Annotated in this window: 15 protein-coding genes; 8 read left to right on the top strand and 7 right to left on the bottom strand. The window is 52.2% G+C overall.

Translation table 11 applies throughout. The annotated features are described in order from the left end of the window. Window positions 1-3: 3 nt before the first annotated feature. Genes dndD through dndC form a run of 3 tightly spaced genes read right to left on the bottom strand, consistent with a single transcriptional unit; the run spans window position 4 to window position 3,384 of the window. Window positions 4-2,049 carry a DNA sulfur modification protein DndD gene (dndD, locus tag ACTHSA_RS05745; RefSeq protein ID WP_049258440.1) on the bottom strand — a complete coding sequence of 682 codons (2,046 nt, stop codon included), beginning with the start codon at window positions 2,047-2,049 and terminating at the stop codon, window positions 4-6. Between the two features lie 2 nt (window positions 2,050-2,051). Then, window positions 2,052-2,270 carry a DNA modification system-associated small protein gene (locus ACTHSA_RS05750; protein ID WP_070695272.1) on the bottom strand — a complete coding sequence of 73 codons (219 nt, stop codon included), beginning with the start codon at window positions 2,268-2,270 and terminating at the stop codon, window positions 2,052-2,054. Then, window positions 2,239-3,384, bottom strand: coding sequence for a DNA phosphorothioation system sulfurtransferase DndC (gene dndC / locus ACTHSA_RS05755; protein ID WP_063076790.1), 1,146 nt, complete (start codon window positions 3,382-3,384; stop codon window positions 2,239-2,241). Before dndC ends, ACTHSA_RS05750 begins: the two co-directional genes overlap by 32 nt. A gap of 67 nt (window positions 3,385-3,451) precedes the next feature. Here dndC and ACTHSA_RS05760 point away from each other — a divergent pair, with 67 nt between their 5' ends. Genes ACTHSA_RS05760 through ACTHSA_RS05770 form a run of 3 tightly spaced genes read left to right on the top strand, consistent with a single transcriptional unit; the run spans window position 3,452 to window position 4,176 of the window. Further along, window positions 3,452-3,703: a helix-turn-helix domain-containing protein gene (locus tag ACTHSA_RS05760; RefSeq protein WP_049331660.1), complete on the top strand. Its 252-nt coding sequence runs from the start codon at window positions 3,452-3,454 to the stop codon at window positions 3,701-3,703. After that, window positions 3,700-3,906 carry a hypothetical protein gene (locus ACTHSA_RS05765; RefSeq protein ID WP_004518983.1) on the top strand — a complete coding sequence of 69 codons (207 nt, stop codon included), beginning with the start codon at window positions 3,700-3,702 and terminating at the stop codon, window positions 3,904-3,906. The genes ACTHSA_RS05760 and ACTHSA_RS05765 overlap by 4 nt, the downstream gene beginning before the upstream one ends. A gap of 12 nt (window positions 3,907-3,918) precedes the next feature. Further along, window positions 3,919-4,176: a hypothetical protein gene (locus tag ACTHSA_RS05770; protein ID WP_004518982.1), complete on the top strand. Its 258-nt coding sequence runs from the start codon at window positions 3,919-3,921 to the stop codon at window positions 4,174-4,176. Between the two features lie 255 nt (window positions 4,177-4,431). Here the strand turns inward: ACTHSA_RS05770 and uvrD are convergent, their stop codons facing one another. Then, window positions 4,432-6,639, bottom strand: a complete 2,208-nt coding sequence (gene uvrD, locus ACTHSA_RS05775) for a DNA helicase II (protein WP_004518981.1) — start codon at window positions 6,637-6,639, stop codon at window positions 4,432-4,434. A gap of 100 nt (window positions 6,640-6,739) precedes the next feature. After that, entirely contained in the window at window positions 6,740-7,768 is a 1,029-nt protein-coding gene (gene gap, locus ACTHSA_RS05780) for a type I glyceraldehyde-3-phosphate dehydrogenase (RefSeq protein WP_070695274.1), read from the bottom strand. A gap of 776 nt (window positions 7,769-8,544) precedes the next feature. Here gap and ACTHSA_RS05785 point away from each other — a divergent pair. The 3 genes from ACTHSA_RS05785 to ACTHSA_RS05795 all read left to right on the top strand — a co-directional run bounded on the left by ACTHSA_RS05785 (window position 8,545) and on the right by ACTHSA_RS05795 (window position 10,858). Next, a complete protein-coding gene (locus tag ACTHSA_RS05785) occupies window positions 8,545-10,080 on the top strand; it encodes a sodium-dependent transporter (RefSeq protein ID WP_083296577.1) in 1,536 nt (511 codons plus the stop codon). Beyond that, window positions 10,080-10,172 carry a methionine/alanine import family NSS transporter small subunit gene (locus ACTHSA_RS05790; protein ID WP_036472778.1) on the top strand — a complete coding sequence of 31 codons (93 nt, stop codon included), beginning with the start codon at window positions 10,080-10,082 and terminating at the stop codon, window positions 10,170-10,172. The genes ACTHSA_RS05785 and ACTHSA_RS05790 overlap by 1 nt, the downstream gene beginning before the upstream one ends. Window positions 10,173-10,480: 308 nt before the next feature. Beyond that, complete coding sequence (locus ACTHSA_RS05795; RefSeq protein WP_004518977.1) at window positions 10,481-10,858, top strand: hypothetical protein; 378 nt, start codon at window positions 10,481-10,483, stop codon at window positions 10,856-10,858. An 80-nt stretch (window positions 10,859-10,938) separates the two neighbouring features. Here the strand turns inward: ACTHSA_RS05795 and ACTHSA_RS05800 are convergent, their stop codons facing one another. Together ACTHSA_RS05800 and ACTHSA_RS05805 are read right to left on the bottom strand one after the other, a co-directional pair. After that, a complete protein-coding gene (locus ACTHSA_RS05800; RefSeq protein ID WP_039861867.1) occupies window positions 10,939-11,634 on the bottom strand; it encodes an LrgB family protein in 696 nt (231 codons plus the stop codon). A 15-nt stretch (window positions 11,635-11,649) separates the two neighbouring features. Then, a complete protein-coding gene (locus ACTHSA_RS05805) occupies window positions 11,650-12,123 on the bottom strand; it encodes a CidA/LrgA family protein (protein WP_004518974.1) in 474 nt (157 codons plus the stop codon). Window positions 12,124-12,137: 14 nt separating this feature from the next. Between ACTHSA_RS05805 and ACTHSA_RS05810 the strand changes: the two genes are divergently transcribed. Further along, on the top strand, window positions 12,138-13,031 hold the full coding sequence (locus tag ACTHSA_RS05810) for a LysR family transcriptional regulator (RefSeq protein WP_004518973.1): 894 nt from the start codon (window positions 12,138-12,140) through the stop codon (window positions 13,029-13,031). Window positions 13,032-13,276: 245 nt separating this feature from the next. Next, on the top strand, window positions 13,277-14,749 hold the full coding sequence (gene mgtE, locus ACTHSA_RS05815; protein WP_004518972.1) for a magnesium transporter: 1,473 nt from the start codon (window positions 13,277-13,279) through the stop codon (window positions 14,747-14,749). Window positions 14,750-14,882: the final 133 nt, after the last annotated feature.

The raw sequence follows: 14,882 nt of genomic DNA on the forward strand, positions 1-14,882 counted from the left end.
TAATTATTCGAAATAAACATCGGCAGTTACACGTGAACATGCGCCCGCGCTGTCCAGTGATTCGGCTTCCACCAGATAGGTGCGGCCGATATGCGGGTCGAGACGGCGGTACACTTCGGGGGTGATTTCGGTGTCCTGCGACAACAAAATCACCTGCTGTTCCAGCCCACTCCAATGCTTGAACAAACCTTCTCGGTGGCCCTCATCCAAACGTGCCAAAGGGGTATCGATGACAAAGGGGGCAGGATAGTGGGTAACTTCCGCCAATGCCGACACCAGCGACATAATCAGAATTTGCATTTGTCCGGCCGACAAATCGACCTGCGCTTCCCTGCCGTCGCGGCCGTAAAGCCCCATCCTTCCGTCGGCTTCGATGCTGATTTTGTGGATGCGGTCATCGTGTGCAATGGTGCGGTTGATGCGGGTGGCGGTTTCACCGATTTCACCCGCCTTTTGCCGCATTAGAGCATCGGTCAATGCGGCAATAACTTTTTCTACCTGTCCCGCACGGCGCGACTTCACCATCAGCGGGTTGCTGTCGCTGATTTTGTCTTGCAGTTTGCTGACTTCATCCTTTTTGCGCCGGCATTCTTTTTCTTTTTCCAACACGTTGCTTTTCAGGCTGCCCGAACGTTCTTTCAGTATATCGGCCTGCTTGTTCGCCTGTTTGAGCTGTTCCACCAGTTCGTCTTTGTTGCTGCCTTTGAGCAGCTCCAATTCTTCCAAGACTTGTTTTTGTTCGCTCCGCCGCTGTTCGATATCGGCCAGCAGGCTGCCTATCCTTCCTTGTGGCATACCCTGTATGCGGCTGATTTCGTTTTGGATTTCAGCATGGGCGTTTTTCGAGAGATAGTTGTGCTCGATAGTTTCGGCGCAATTTTCAGGCAACGGGTAAAATAATTCGTTCCAGCATTCGGCTACAGCTTCCTTCATCAGCGGGTCTTCCAAAATGGCGCAAGCCGAACGCCCCAATACTTCTTTGACTTTGCCGCTGCCGACAAACGCGCTCCAAAAATCGTTTACCCGTCCCGCAATCTGCTCCCTGCCGGCTTCATGGTGCAGGCGGTTGGCTTCTCGTTCGAGTTTGATTTTTAGCGCGTTCAGGCCGTCTGAAGGCAGGAAGGCCAGCGGCATGGCTTTAACCGCCGCCTTGACCTTCGCATTGAAATCGTCCATTTCCTTCTCCAGCCGTTCCCGCTGCATCAGCAAATCCTGCGAAGTGCGGATGTCGCTGCCGCCGCCGATCTGCTGTTGCAGCCTGCTTCTTTCCGCATCCCAATGCGCCCATTCCTGTTGTACTTTTTCCCATTCTTCACGGAATACATCATATTGCACTTGGGCAGAAGTCAATGCGCTTTCGGCTTTGTCCAAATCTTCCTGCATCTTTTTGCCCGCGTTCTCGGAAATGCAGCGTTTGCGGTAATCGCCAAGGCTGTCTGCAAGCCGCGTCAGCAGGGTTACGCCCAACAGGCCTTTCAGGGCGGTATTGAGCCACATACCCGTGCCGCTGCGTTCTGCAGCCTGCACGATTTTTTCGCCGTCGAAAAAGAAAAACGGCGCATAATCGAACGGCAGGGCGTAAGTGTTGAGATATTTGTCCAATTCGGCTAAATCGACAGGCAGGTAGCGGTCGTCAACCAGCACGTCTGCCCGCGTTTCGGTGCTTTCGCGTTCAAATTGCCTTTTCTCATTGAAATGCCATTTCCGGCGGATTTTCAGGCCGCAAATCTTACCTTGCCGCCGTTGGCGGATTTCAATTTCCAGCTCGATGCGGTATCGGCCGTATTGCGGCGCTGCTTTGTGATGCAGGGCAGCCTGCAGGAAATTCGGGTAATTGACATCTTTGCTGTTCAAGCCGGCCCGCTGCAAATGGCTGACCGCATCCGCGTCATACAGGCACAGGTAAACCGCTTCCAACAAAGTGGTTTTGCCGTGCCCGTTCATCGCGCCGATTAAAACAATGTTCTGCCCGTTTTTCGGTTCGGGAAAGGAGAAGGCCGCTTCTTGGTAGGATTTGAAATTAAGCAGCCTGATTGAATGTATCCACATATTCAGCCCCAATATTTCCTGTTTTCAAAAACTTCATCGAATACTTCGGTCATGCCGCGTTTGCGGATCCGTTCCTGTTGCTCGCGCTCCCATGCCGCCAAATCGGCCAGCGCATCGGGCGATACACCATGTTCGGCAGCGATTTTCTCTATCAGGTTTCTGGCATTTTCATCACTCCACAGCAGCAAATCAGCCACCTGTTCCCGTGTTTCCGTCTTCATTTTTATTCCTTGAGTAAGTGTTAATCAGATCTTCCGTCCAAATTCGCTTGATTAGGTCGATTTCGTCCTGCGAAATCAGTTCTTCGCCGAAAGCAGCCTGCACTTTTAGCAGCTTCGCCAGCATTTCCTGCCGCGCTGCGATGGTGAACGGGCCGGGGATGTGTTTGCCGCCTTTGAACGTGAGTTTTCCGTTGCGCCGTTCGGCCTGGCGGTATTCGGGTTTGTTGCGGATGTCCACCAGCCAGTCGCGGTATTCGATTAACGGTGTGAATTCGGTTTTCCCCGCGTCCACAAAGCCCTGCAGGCTTCTGTCCTTATTGACCACCGTGCACGTCCAGCAGCCGAAGCGGCTGGAATTGGTGCCGCAACCGGGGGCTTCTTCCTGCGACAGCACAATCGGACATTCGCCGCCGGCGGCTTCGCGGTAGAGCTTGATTAAATCGCTGTGTGCGCCTCCCCAGGGCGGGTCGTTGGCAGCAAGGAATTCCCACACGTCGTCGGTACTCAAATCGACAATCGGTCGGTACACCAACGCGTTTTTCAAATCACTGTGCGGGGTCAGATTGCTGTTTTCCAAGTTTTGGTGGCTTTCGATACTTGCTTTGCGGGTGGCAGATTCGTCTTTGCGCACGCCCAGTACGATGATGGCTTTGCCGTTTTCGTTTACTTTTTGCAGGATGTAGCCGCTAGTAGGCTGGATTTTCAGGCGGTCGGTGCACCAGCGCATTGAGCGGTTAGGCGTGGGGTAGCCTTTGCCGATGAGTAGCGTCCAAAAGGTGTCCTGCAATTTCGGCACGGTGATTTCGCCGCTGACGGGCAGCCTGAAAATTTCAGCGGCACGCAGAATTTCTGCCAAAGATTGGCGCATGTGTTTCACTACCAGCGGGCTTTCCACCAGCGTGTCGTTGGAAATGAAGAACACCTGCCGCGTCCGCAGCATCGGCGGCAGCGAAAGCAGCATGTCAAACACCAAATGGGCGACAAGGGTGCTGTCCTTGCCGCCTGAAAAGGTAACAATCCAAGGGTAGTGCTGCGTTTCGCTTAAATATTCTTCAGTGATGTTTTGGCGTATAGCGTCGAACGGGTTGGCAGGGTGTATGGGTATTACGGTCATTTTTATACATATTTCTTATTTGCACCTAAAACAGGTGCATGCGTGATTGTACCTAAAATCGGAGCGCATGAGAAATATTCGTTTGTCGGTACACTCTGCCGAACACACCTATTTGCGACAACTCCTTATCCGCAGAAGATTGGATTTGGGGTTGTCGCAGCGTGCATTGGCGGAACGGATGAATGTGGTGCATTCGTTCGTAGGAAAAGTGGAAACAGGTGACAGGCGGCTGGATATCTTTGAGTTTATTGATTATTGCCGCGCATTGAATTGGCAACCGGAGGAGGTATTGCAAAGTTTGCAGGAGGAAGCGGTATGAAAGATTTGGCAGCATTATTAAAATATGCGGAACAATTCCGCAGCCTGCATACAAGTTTTACACAAGCAAACAACCGTGCCCCGCATAAATTCATCCTTCTATACAGTTTATGCCTGCTGTATGAATCAGGCAGCCTGCACACAGAAAAAATTGATTTTTCGGATACGCTTTTGGAAGAATGGCAGGCAATATTCAGACAGTAATGGCAGCGGTGGGTGGCAAACGCATACCACCAAGAAAATTTCGGCATGCCGCTCTACCACATGAGGACCGAGCCGTTTTGGTATTTTTGTGTCAAACCTGGTATGGAAGATGCATTCGAACAAAAAAACCGCATGAAGGCTTTATCCAGCCTGCGTCAAACTGTTTCGGGCGTAGAAATCGATGCACTACTCGCACGGCTGCTTCGGCAGGCCGAAACGCGGGTGGTGCTGCAGGATGTGCTGTTGGCACAATTGTTTGAAATCTTATGAGCAGGGAAACGAGTGAAATTTAAAGTGCAGGCTGCTTTTTCATCACCCCAAAAGCAGCAGCCGTAGGTCGGATTCTCGAATCCGACATTTTCCAACAGCGTTTTTTTCGGAAACGATAGACGCGTCAATGTTTTTGTTGGATACGAGTATTCAACCTACATTTCTACTTCTGGATTCCCGCCTGCGAGGGAATGACGGCGGAGGTTTCGGCAAAATTGCTCCTCCCGTTTTCAGACGGCCTCTGCCATCTCCCTTCTACATCTCTTCCAATTTCGCAAACTTGGTATCTAGCTCTTTTACGCCCTGTTTGCCGAAGTTGATGGTCAGTCGGGCGGATTCGCCTTTGTCCACGGCATCGATGATGACGCCGGTGCCGAATTTGGCGTGGCGGACGTTTTGGCCGATGCGGAAGCCTGCGTAGGTTTGCGGCTGTTTGAAGTCGTCGAGGATTTTGTCTTTGAACGTGGCGGTTTGGCGTGTGTTGCCGTAGCTGTCGTAGACGGGTTTTTTGACGGACAGGTAGTGCAATACTTCGGGCGGGATTTCTTCGACGAAGCGGGAGACGATGCCGAATTGGGTTTGTCCGTGCAGCATGCGTTGTTGCGCCATGGTGATGTAGAGGCGTTTACGGGCGCGGGTGATGGCGACGTACATGAGGCGGCGTTCTTCTTCGAGGCCGCCGCGTTCGGCGAGGCTCATTTCGCTGGGGAAACGGCCTTCTTCCATGCCGGTGAGGAAGACGGCGTTAAATTCCAAGCCTTTGGAGGCGTGGACGGTCATCAGTTGGACGGCTTTTTCGCCTGCGCCTGCTTGGTTTTCGCCGGATTCGAGGGCGGCGTTGCTGAGGAAGGCGAGGATGGGGAAGGCGGGGTCGTCTGAAATGTTTTCAGGCAGGGTTTCAAAGTTGCTGTCTTCGGGTTTGAACTCGATGGCGGCGTTGACGAGTTCGTCGAGGTTGTCGAGGCGGTCTTGGTTGTCGCCTTTTTGGGTTCGGTAGTGTTCGGTCAGGCCGCTGTCTTTGAGGATGCCGACGATGATTTCGGACAGGGGCAGTTGTCCGACTTGGTTGCGCAGGGCTTCAATGAGGCGGACGAAGGCGACGATTTTGGTGGCTTTTGCGCCGGCGTTGCAGGCTGCCTGCCAGAGGGTGATGCCTTGTTCGTTTGAGGCCGTCTGAAGGTTTTCGATGGTGCGTGCGCCGATGCCGCGCGGTGGGAAGTTAATCACGCGCAAGAGGGCGTTGTCGTCGTCGGGATTGACGGCGAGGCGCAGGTAGGCGAGGGCGTGTTTGATTTCTTGGCGTTCGTAAAAGCGCAGGCCGCCGTAGATTTTGTAGGGGATGCCGCTGCGGAACAGGCTTTGTTCGATGACGCGGGATTGGGCGTTGCTGCGGTAGAGGACGGCGATTTCGTCCAAATTCCAGCCTTCGCGTTCGAGGGCTTTGGTTTCGTCCACGATGAATTGGGCTTCTTCGAGGTCGGTAAAGGCGGAGTAGTAGCGGATTTTATCGCCTGCTTCGGCGTCGGTGCGCAGGTTTTTGCCGAGGCGTTCGTCGTTGTTTTCGATGACGGCGTTGGCGGCGGCGAGGATGTTGCCGACAGAGCGGTAGTTTTGTTCGAGTTTGACGGGCGCGTCGATGTGGAATTCTTCCATCAGCGCGGTCATGTTGCCGACGTTTGCGCCGCGGAAGCGGTAAATGCTTTGGTCGTCATCGCCGACGGCAAACACTGCTGCGTGGTTGCCGGCGATTAATTTGAGCCAGGCGTATTGCAGCTTGTTGGTGTCTTGGAACTCGTCGACCAGAATGTGGTTGAAGCGGTTTTGGTAGTGTTGGCGCAGGATTTCGTTGCTTTGCAGCATTTCGTAGCTGCGGAGCATGAGTTCGGCGAAATCGACTACGCCTTCGCGTTGGCAGATTTTGTCGTATTCGGCGTAGCACTCAATCATGCGGCGTGTGTGCGGATCGGGCGCGCTCAATACGGAAGCGCGCAAGCCGGATTCTTTTTGCGCGTTGATAAAGCCTTGCAATGAACGCGGTGCGATGATTTCTTCGGCGATGTTGAGGCTTTTGAGCAGACGTTTGATGAGGGAGAGTTGGTCGCCGCTGTCGAGGATTTGGAAGGAAGAGGGCAGGCCTGCGTCGCGGTGGTGCAGGCGCAAAAAGCGGTGGCAGAGGCCGTGGAACGTGCCGAGCCACATGGCGCGGACGTTGACTGGAATCATTGCGCCCAAACGGGTCTGCATTTCTTTGGCGGCTTTGTTGGTAAACGTTACCGCCATAATGCTGTGCACGCTGGCTTGTCCGCTTTGCAACAGCCAGGCGATACGCGTGGTCAGCACGCGCGTTTTGCCGCTGCCTGCGCCTGCCAAAACGAGGGCGGATTGCGGCGGCCAGGTTACGGCGGAGAGTTGTTCGGGGTTTAAGCCTTGCAGGAGGTTGGGGGCGGATTCGTTGGGAAACATGAAGAGGCCGTCTGAAAATAAATGGGAATGCGATATTTTAAAGGAAATACAAAAGGCCGTCTGAAAAGATGTTTCAGACGGCCTTTGTGTTGGAAGCCGATTAGAACGGACGTACTTCCAAACCGAACATACGGCGAGCGGTGTTCAGCATTTGGCAGCTGAAGCCCCACTCGTTGTCGTACCATGCGAACACTTTAACCATTTTGCCTGCGGTGACTTTAGTCAGCGTAGAGTCAAATGTGCTGGCTTGGGTAGTGTGGTTGAAGTCCATGGAAACCAGCGGCAGGGTATTGTAGGCCAATACGCCTTTCAGACGGCCTTCTTCGGAAGCGGCTTTCATCAGCGCGTTGATTTCTTCGGCGGAAGTGTCGCGACCTGCTTGGAAGCTCAGGTCAACCAGGGAAACGTTGACGGTCGGTACGCGGATGGCGAGGCCGTCGAGTTTGCCTTTCAGGTCCGGCAATACCAAACCGACGGCTTTGGCAGCACCGGTTTTGGTCGGAATCATGTTTTCCACGCCGCTACGCGCACGGCGCAGGTCTTTGTGGCGTACGTCGGTGACGGTTTGGTCGTTGGTCAGCGCGTGGATGGTGGTCATCACGCCGTTTACGATACCGATGTTTTCGTTCAATACTTTGGCAACAGGTGCCAGGCAGTTGGTGGTACAAGACGCGTTGGAGATAACGGTCATGTCGTCGGTAATCACGTCGTCGTTTACGCCGTAAACGATGGTTGCGTCAACGTCATCGCCGCCGGGAGCGGAAATCAGCACTTTTTTCGCGCCGCTTTCCAAGTGGATTTTGGCTTTCTCTTTGCTGGTGAACGCGCCGGTACATTCCATTACCAAGTCAACGCCCAATTCGCCCCATGGCAATTCGGCTGGGTTGCGGGTGGAGAAGTAAGGGATTTTTTTACCGTCGATGATGAGGTGTTTTTCATCATGGGAAACATCGGCGTCAAAGCGGCCGTGAACAGTGTCGAATTTGGTCAGGTGAGCATTGGTCTCGATGCTGCCGCTGGCATTGATGGCAACGATGTCGAGTTGGTCTTGCAGTTTGTAGTCGAAAATAGCGCGCACTACTTGGCGGCCGATGCGGCCGTAACCGTTGATGGCAACTTTGATACCCATGGCTTTTCCTCTTCTTTTGGGTTTGGGTTGTGGATTGAATGGCGGCAATTATAGCAAAAATGTAGTGCTGTGTAATTAATGTTTTATTGAAATTTTTTGGTTTGATTATTTTTAATTGTGGATAATTAGAGTAGAAATGCAGGTTTAAATTTAATGTTATTTAATATTTTTTGAAATTTTATTTTTATTAATTCCATTTTTTGGTGTTTTGTGTCCGTTTTAAATCACGGTAATGAAGGAAACGGGAAAAGGTGGATTGTTTTTGTTTATATTAAACGGAATTTTGGGACGGTTTCTTGATTACAACATGCAACAGTGAAATTTTCAGACGGCCCGGATTGGACGGAAGGAAAACAGGCCGTCTGAAACATTTTGATGACGGGGGATTTGAATGCGTTGGGTTGCCGCTTTTCCTTACGGGATAAGGGAAAGGCGGTTTGCGGCGAGGGCGGTTGTCAGTGGGAAGGGGAGGGAAAAACGGGGCTTGGGTGTTGCGTTTGGCTTGTATATAAAGAAGTGTATGAAGATTTTAGTCGTAGTGCATGAAGATTTTCCTTGCGATTTTAATGCAATACTGACTTGCCAACAGTGTTAAATTTTTTTACGATAAGGTCAGATTATGTTTGCATGGCCATAAGCGGTGCATTCTTTAAATACCGGATATTATCCTTGTCCGAATATCTATTTTAACCGGCCGGTTTGTCCGACCTGATTTCTAAATATATACGCGCAAGGCCGGGAGGCCTTGACGACACTCGATTTTTAAGAGGTTCATCGTGTCAAATTCTCAATCCAGCGAACGCGCGACGTTTAGCAGTCGCCGTGCCTTTATGTTTGCCGCCATCGGCTCGGCCGTGGGCTTAGGCAACATTTGGCGTTTCCCTTACATCGCCTTCGACAACGGCGGCGGTGCTTTCGTCCTCCCTTATTTGGTTGCGCTGTTGACGGCGGGTATTCCACTGTTGCTGCTCGACTATGCCATCGGCCACCGTTACCGCGGTTCGCCTCCTTTGGCCTTCCGCCGCCTCGGCCGTTGGTTTGAGCCGGTGGGTTGGTGGAACTTTCTGACCAACGTCATCATCTGTATCTACTACGCCGTGATTGTCGGCTGGGCGGCAAGCTATGCCTATTATTCTTTGACTTCGGCATGGGGTACGGATCCGCAGACCTTCTTCTTCAAAGACTTCCTGCAAATGGCCGATGCCAAAGACTTGGGCTTGGATTTTGTCGGCAAAGTTGCCGGTCCGTTGATTGCCGTGTGGGTGTTTACGCTGGCGATTATGGCTTTGGGCGTGCAAAAAGGTGTGGCCGGTGCGTCCACATTCTTCATGCCTTTGTTGGTGGTAATGTTTGTCATCATGGTGGGCATTGCGCTGACTCTGCCGGGTGCGGCAAAAGGTTTGGACGCTTTGTTTACGCCTGACTGGAGCCGCTTGGCGGATCCGAAAGTCTGGGTAGCCGCATATGGTCAGATCTTCTTCTCGCTCTCCATCTGCTTCGGCATCATGATTACTTATTCTTCTTACCTGAAGAAAAAAACCGACTTGGGCGGCACCGGCTTGGTTGTCGGCTTTGCCAACAGCAGCTTTGAGTTGCTCGCCGGTATCGGCGTATTTGCCGCATTGGGCTTTATGGCTCAAGCCGCAGGCAAAGAAGTCAGCGAAGTGGCATCCAACGGTATCGGCTTGGCGTTTATCGCGTTCCCGACCATCATCAACCAAGCGCCGATGGGCGCGTTGATCGGCGTGTTGTTCTTCGGCTCGCTGGTGTTTGCCGGTGTAACTTCTATGATTTCCATCGTTGAAGTAATTGTGGCTGCAATTCAAGACAAAATGAACATCGGACGTGTCAGCGCAACGTTGATTGCTGGCGTTCCCATGGCGATTATTTCCACCTTGCTGTTCGGTACGACCACCGGCCTGCCTGTGTTGGACGTATTGGACAAATTCATCAATACTTATGGCATTGTGGCTTCCGGTTTTGTTTACGTTTTGGCGATTGTCTTGTTGAACAAGCTGCCGGAACTGCGTAACCACTTGAACGCGCTGTCTTCCATCCGTGTCGGCAAAGTGTGGACAGCCAGCGTGGTGGTTACCGTCGCCATGCTCGGCTATATGCTTTATCAGGATACTGCCGGCCTCCTAAAAGAGAATTACAGCGGCTATCCTGACAGCTTCCTCAATATCTTTGGTTGGGGCATGGTGGGCGCCATCCTCGTATTGTCGGTCTTGCTGTCATTCTTGCCGTGGGAACACGGTCAGGGCTTCAACGTCAAAGACGAACATGAACACGAACGTGAAGGAGACGAATAATGAGTACTTCAGCCATTATTATGATGCTTGTCGCATTGATCGTCATTTGGGGCGGATTCATCGTCTCCGTCCTGCGCCTGCCTAAAGAATAAGGTTTGAGCAAATGAAAAGGCCGTCTGAAAGTCATTTTTCAGACGGCCTTTTTGTTACATAGCAAGGGACGGAAGAGGGGGAATCATCTTGGTGGACGGCATGTGCGAGATTTTTAATAATGGATGACCGGGTATGATGTATAAATTATATCTATTTGTTTTAAAAAGATTTAAATACGATTATCGTGTTAATAAACCGTTGTTCCCTTCAATCTTTGCCCGCTGTTTTCTTTGTTCTAGAATAGAGTCCGCAATGCCTTTTATGAGGCATTAGGTACAGTATCCGTTTATTTGTTAAGGAGAATTTCATGGCTAAAGTACATCAACCAAGTAAAGAAAGTGATTCTGAAGATTTTGTTATCCGCCTCGATCCGCGCGAGTGGGACGGTACTTTTTCAGGAGAAGGCAAAGGGCCTAATGATGGCTATGACGATGATCATATCATCCGCCTTGATCCGCGTGAGTGGGAAGGTTTTGAGCCTGCACAGCCGGCCGCGAAGCCGATATTGGAATCCAAAGCTTTCGATGGAGATGAGCTTTTGAGCCGTGAGTTTGGTGAGGCTGATCCTCTTGATTCTTCTGCTGGTCTTTCCTCAGACAATGCGACCTATTCAAACAATGGTACAGGTTCATCTGCGTTGGATACCATTCATGATTTAGCAGAGGCTTCTATTTTCAAACTGTAATCGTTCCATAATATAAAAGGCCGTCTGAAACCGATATGTGTTTCAGACGGCCTTTTTGTGTATGGTCATCGGGACGAAGCCTAACTCATCATCCAAATTACCAAATGCACCATGGTTGGGCCAAACAATACCATAAACAGTCCGGCCAAAATCATGGTCAGGCTGGCCATTACGCCTTCAGTTTCATGGCGTTGTCCGGCGCGCGATGTGCCGAAGCCGTGGGCGGCATTGCCGAATGCCACGCCGTTGGCGGTACGGAAGCGGATACGGGTGAAGGCTAAAAACAGGTCGCCGAATATCATGCCGACAAAGCCAGTGATGATGGTGAACAGGGAAACGAGCGAGGCTGAACCGTGGATTTCGCTGGCGAGGACGACGGCAAACGGCGTGGAGATGGAGCGCGCCATTAGGCTGTTGGTTACTTCGTTGTTGAAGTGGAACATATGGCTCATGAGGAATGCGCTGACTACGCCGACAAACATGCCCACCATAATGGCGATGGAGAGGATGGGCAGCTGGCGGCGGATGACTTCGCGGTTTTCATAAATGGGGACGGCAAAGGCAACGGTAACCGGAGTGAGCAGGAAGACGATGCCTTGGGTATATTTGTGGTAGGTGTCGTAATTGACGCCGAATGCCAGCAGCAGGAGGATGGTGCTGACGGAGACGGTAACGACGGGGGAGAAAATCATTAAGGGTTTTTTGCGGTGGATTTTTTTGGCAACGACATAGGCAAAGCAAGTCCAGATGAAGCAGGCGAGGGCAGTGTAGTCCATTTTTATTCTCTATTTTTAGGAGTGGAGTTTTTTGTAGAGGCGGCGTTTCCAGCGGTAGCAGAAATCGAGAGTCAGGGCGGTGCTGATCATCACGAGCGCGGTGCCGACGGCGATGGTCAAAATCAGCTGCCAACCTTCGGACATCAGCAGGTCTTGATATTGCAAGACGGAAACCATGATGGGGATGAAGAAAAAGACGAGTTCGCCCAATGCCCATTTTGCGCCGCGATCAACCATGCCCGGGCGGATGATGCCGAGCCCTAAAAGGGCGAGCATGAGGAACAAGCCCAATACGCCTGAAGAAACAGGCAGATGCGTGAAGCGGACGATAAGGTCGGAGACGCCCCATACTGCGCCGATGATGGCAAGCTGCAAGGCCGTCTGAAAAAATCTGGTGAGGGAATCCATGATATGGGTGTGTGTTGAATGAAAGGCTTGATTATAGAAACCTAATTTCTGCATAATATGAATTATTAAACGAATAATCATGCCTTAGAGGAATAATGGATTTCAAAAGCCTGCATTGTTTTGCCGAACTCATCCGCCTGCAAAGTTTTTCGGCCACGGCTTCCGCGTTGAATTTGACGCAGCCGACGGTCAGCAAAATCATCCAGTCTTTGGAAGAAGAATTGGGCGTGCCGCTTTTGTGCAGAGAAAACGGACGCAAAAAGCGGCAGGTGCAGCCGACCGCAATCGGCGAAGAAGTCTATCGCCATGCGTTAAACCTTTTACACGAACGCGATTTGCTGCTGGCCCGCGTTGACGATTACCGCCATGTCAAAAGCGGGACGCTGCGTTTGGGTTTGGCCTTGTTCGGCAGCGATTTGCTCAGTCATGCGCTGTTTGATTTCCACCAAAAATGGCCGGACATAGAATTGTCGTTTTTGGAACAAGGTTCGCTCGCCATCGAGCAATCCCTGCGCAACAACGAACTCGATGCCGGGCAGCTGCTCGCGCCGGTTCACGAAGACTTCGACAGCATCACGTTGTGCGACTATCCGCTGGTGGTCTTGATGCCGAAAAATCGGGCGAGACACGATGCGCTGACGCTCAAAAGCCTGCAACACGAGCCCTTCATCCTTTTTGGTGCAGGCTTTTCCCTCAACGAAACCATTCAGACGGCCTGCCGCAATCAAGGTTTTACGCCCAACGTTGTCTGCCGTACCGGACAATGGAATTTGGTCGCCGACATGGTGGCGCACAATATGGGCATTGCCTTGTTACCCGAATACTATGCCCGAAAAATCAATCCCGATGTCTTTGCCGCCATTCCTTTGGTCGAACCCGAAATCCGCTGGCAGCTCACCATGGCATGGAAGAAACACCAACGCCCGACGCCGGCCTTAAGGGCTTGGTTGGACGTGGTCAGGGAAGCGTTCGGCAGGCGAAACAAATAAAATCAAATCATCAGGCCGTCTGAAAAAAAAGGGTGTCGTTATCACCCGCTTTCAGACGGCCTTTCCCGTTAAAAATGGTAAAACGGCCTAAAAAAGAGTAGAATATGCACCGTTTACAACTCTGCGCCTCTCAGCAGGCTCGAATTATGGACCTTCCCAGTTCGCCTTTGAACTTCCCATCAGACACACAACAACCATAATCATCCCGCCGAAATGCCTCCCCGCGTCCGGCGGGCGGAGCATTTATGAGCATCGAACAAACCCCTCCGAATCTCGACCATACCCCCGACAATGAAGCGGTGGAAGACCGCATTTCTGACGATCGCATCTCTGACGATATCGACCGCATCCACGCCTTATGCGAAATCCTCGAGCCGTCCTTTGAACAAATCGAAGCAGGCGTGCCGATTGAAGACGAAAGCCTGCGTGACAAGTTCACCGAGCTGACCGTCCTCTTGGCCGAGTTGCACCCTGCCGACGTGGCCGCCGTCTTGGAATCCCTGCCGCCGCGCGAGCGTAACATCGTCTGGCTTTTGGTCGCCCCTGAAGACGACGGCGAAGTCTTGCTGGAAGTATCCGACGCCGTACGCGAAACGCTGATCGAGTCCATGGACAAAGACGAGCTGTTGGCCGCCGTCGATGATTTGGACGCAGACGAATTGGCAGAACTGGCAGACGACCTGCCGCACCAAGTGGTGTACGAAGCGCTGCAAACGCGTGATGAAGAAGAACGCGAGCAGGTCAAAGCGGCGATGTCTTACGAAGATAACCAAGTCGGCGCGATTATGGACTTTGAATTGGTCAGCATCCGCGCCGATGTGGCGTGTGAAGTCGTGTTGCGCTACTTGCGCCGTTTCGACAGCCTGCCCGACCATACCGACAAGATTTTCGTGGTTGATGAAAACGACGTGTTGCAAGGCGTGCTGCCCATCCGCAAACTCTTGGTCGCCGACCCCGAAGACATGGTGGCGGACGTGATGGCCACCGATGTCGTGCGCTTCCGTCCCGAAGACGACGTGGAAGAAGCGGCACAGGCGTTTGAACGTTATGACTTGGTCACCGCGCCGGTTGTCGATGAAAACAAAAAGCTGATCGGCAGGATCACCATTGACGAAATGGTGGACGTGATCCGTGAAGAATCCGAAGCCGACATGTTTAACATGGCCGGTTTGCAAGAAGAAGAGGACTTGTTCGCCCCGATTTGGGACTCGGTGAAAAACCGCTGGATGTGGCTTGCCATCAACCTGTGTACCGCCTTTATCGCCAGCCGCGTAATTGGCGCATTTGAAGGCAGTATCGAGAAAATCGTCGCACTGGCTGCGCTGATGCCCATCGTCGCCGGCATCGGCGGCAACTCCGGCAACCAAACCATCACCATGATCGTCCGCGCCATGGCAATGGGACAAATGACCAGTACGCAGGCAGGCCGCCTGCTGAAAAAAGAAGTCGGCGTCGCCCTCGTCAACGGCATTATTTGGGGCACGGTAATGGGCGTGATTTCATGGCTGCTCTACGGCAACATCGGCATTGGTTTGGTCATGGTGGCCGCGATGACCTTGAACCTTTTGCTGGCCGCGACCGTCGGCGTCCTCATTCCCGTCATGATGGACAAAGCCGGACGCGACCCGGCATTGGGCAGCTCGGTGCTGATTACCGCGGTTACCGACTCCGGCGGCTTCCTGATTTTCTTGGGATTAGCAACCATGTTCCTGTTGTAATAGGAAAAAAAAGACGTGTTCGATACGTCCTTTTCAAACCGTTTAAAAGGCCGTCTGAAATTTCAATTTTCAGACGGCCTTTGCTGTTTTTTAAAGCTTTACATCATGAGGGCGTTTAGTTTTGGGGCTGACG

It is taken from the genome of Neisseria sp. P0008.S002 (assembly GCF_051962805.1).
GTDB lineage: Bacteria > Pseudomonadota > Gammaproteobacteria > Burkholderiales > Neisseriaceae > Neisseria > Neisseria perflava.

Coding starts and splice junctions, on each gene's coding strand:
- ACTHSA_RS05790 (WP_036472778.1), top strand. CDS start 10,080: ATGAGTACTTCAGCCATTATTATGATGCTTGTCGCATTGATCGTCATT.
- dndD (WP_049258440.1), bottom strand. CDS start 2,049: ATGTGGATACATTCAATCAGGCTGCTTAATTTCAAATCCTACCAAGAA.
- ACTHSA_RS05805 (WP_004518974.1), bottom strand. CDS start 12,123: ATGATTATTCGTTTAATAATTCATATTATGCAGAAATTAGGTTTCTAT.
- ACTHSA_RS05765 (WP_004518983.1), top strand. CDS start 3,700: ATGAAAGATTTGGCAGCATTATTAAAATATGCGGAACAATTCCGCAGC.
- ACTHSA_RS05795 (WP_004518977.1), top strand. CDS start 10,481: ATGGCTAAAGTACATCAACCAAGTAAAGAAAGTGATTCTGAAGATTTT.
- ACTHSA_RS05800 (WP_039861867.1), bottom strand. CDS start 11,634: ATGGACTACACTGCCCTCGCCTGCTTCATCTGGACTTGCTTTGCCTAT.
- dndC (WP_063076790.1), bottom strand. CDS start 3,384: ATGACCGTAATACCCATACACCCTGCCAACCCGTTCGACGCTATACGC.
- uvrD (WP_004518981.1), bottom strand. CDS start 6,639: ATGTTTCCCAACGAATCCGCCCCCAACCTCCTGCAAGGCTTAAACCCC.
- gap (WP_070695274.1), bottom strand. CDS start 7,768: ATGGGTATCAAAGTTGCCATCAACGGTTACGGCCGCATCGGCCGCCAA.
- ACTHSA_RS05760 (WP_049331660.1), top strand. CDS start 3,452: ATGAGAAATATTCGTTTGTCGGTACACTCTGCCGAACACACCTATTTG.
- mgtE (WP_004518972.1), top strand. CDS start 13,277: ATGAGCATCGAACAAACCCCTCCGAATCTCGACCATACCCCCGACAAT.
- ACTHSA_RS05750 (WP_070695272.1), bottom strand. CDS start 2,270: ATGAAGACGGAAACACGGGAACAGGTGGCTGATTTGCTGCTGTGGAGT.
- ACTHSA_RS05810 (WP_004518973.1), top strand. CDS start 12,138: ATGGATTTCAAAAGCCTGCATTGTTTTGCCGAACTCATCCGCCTGCAA.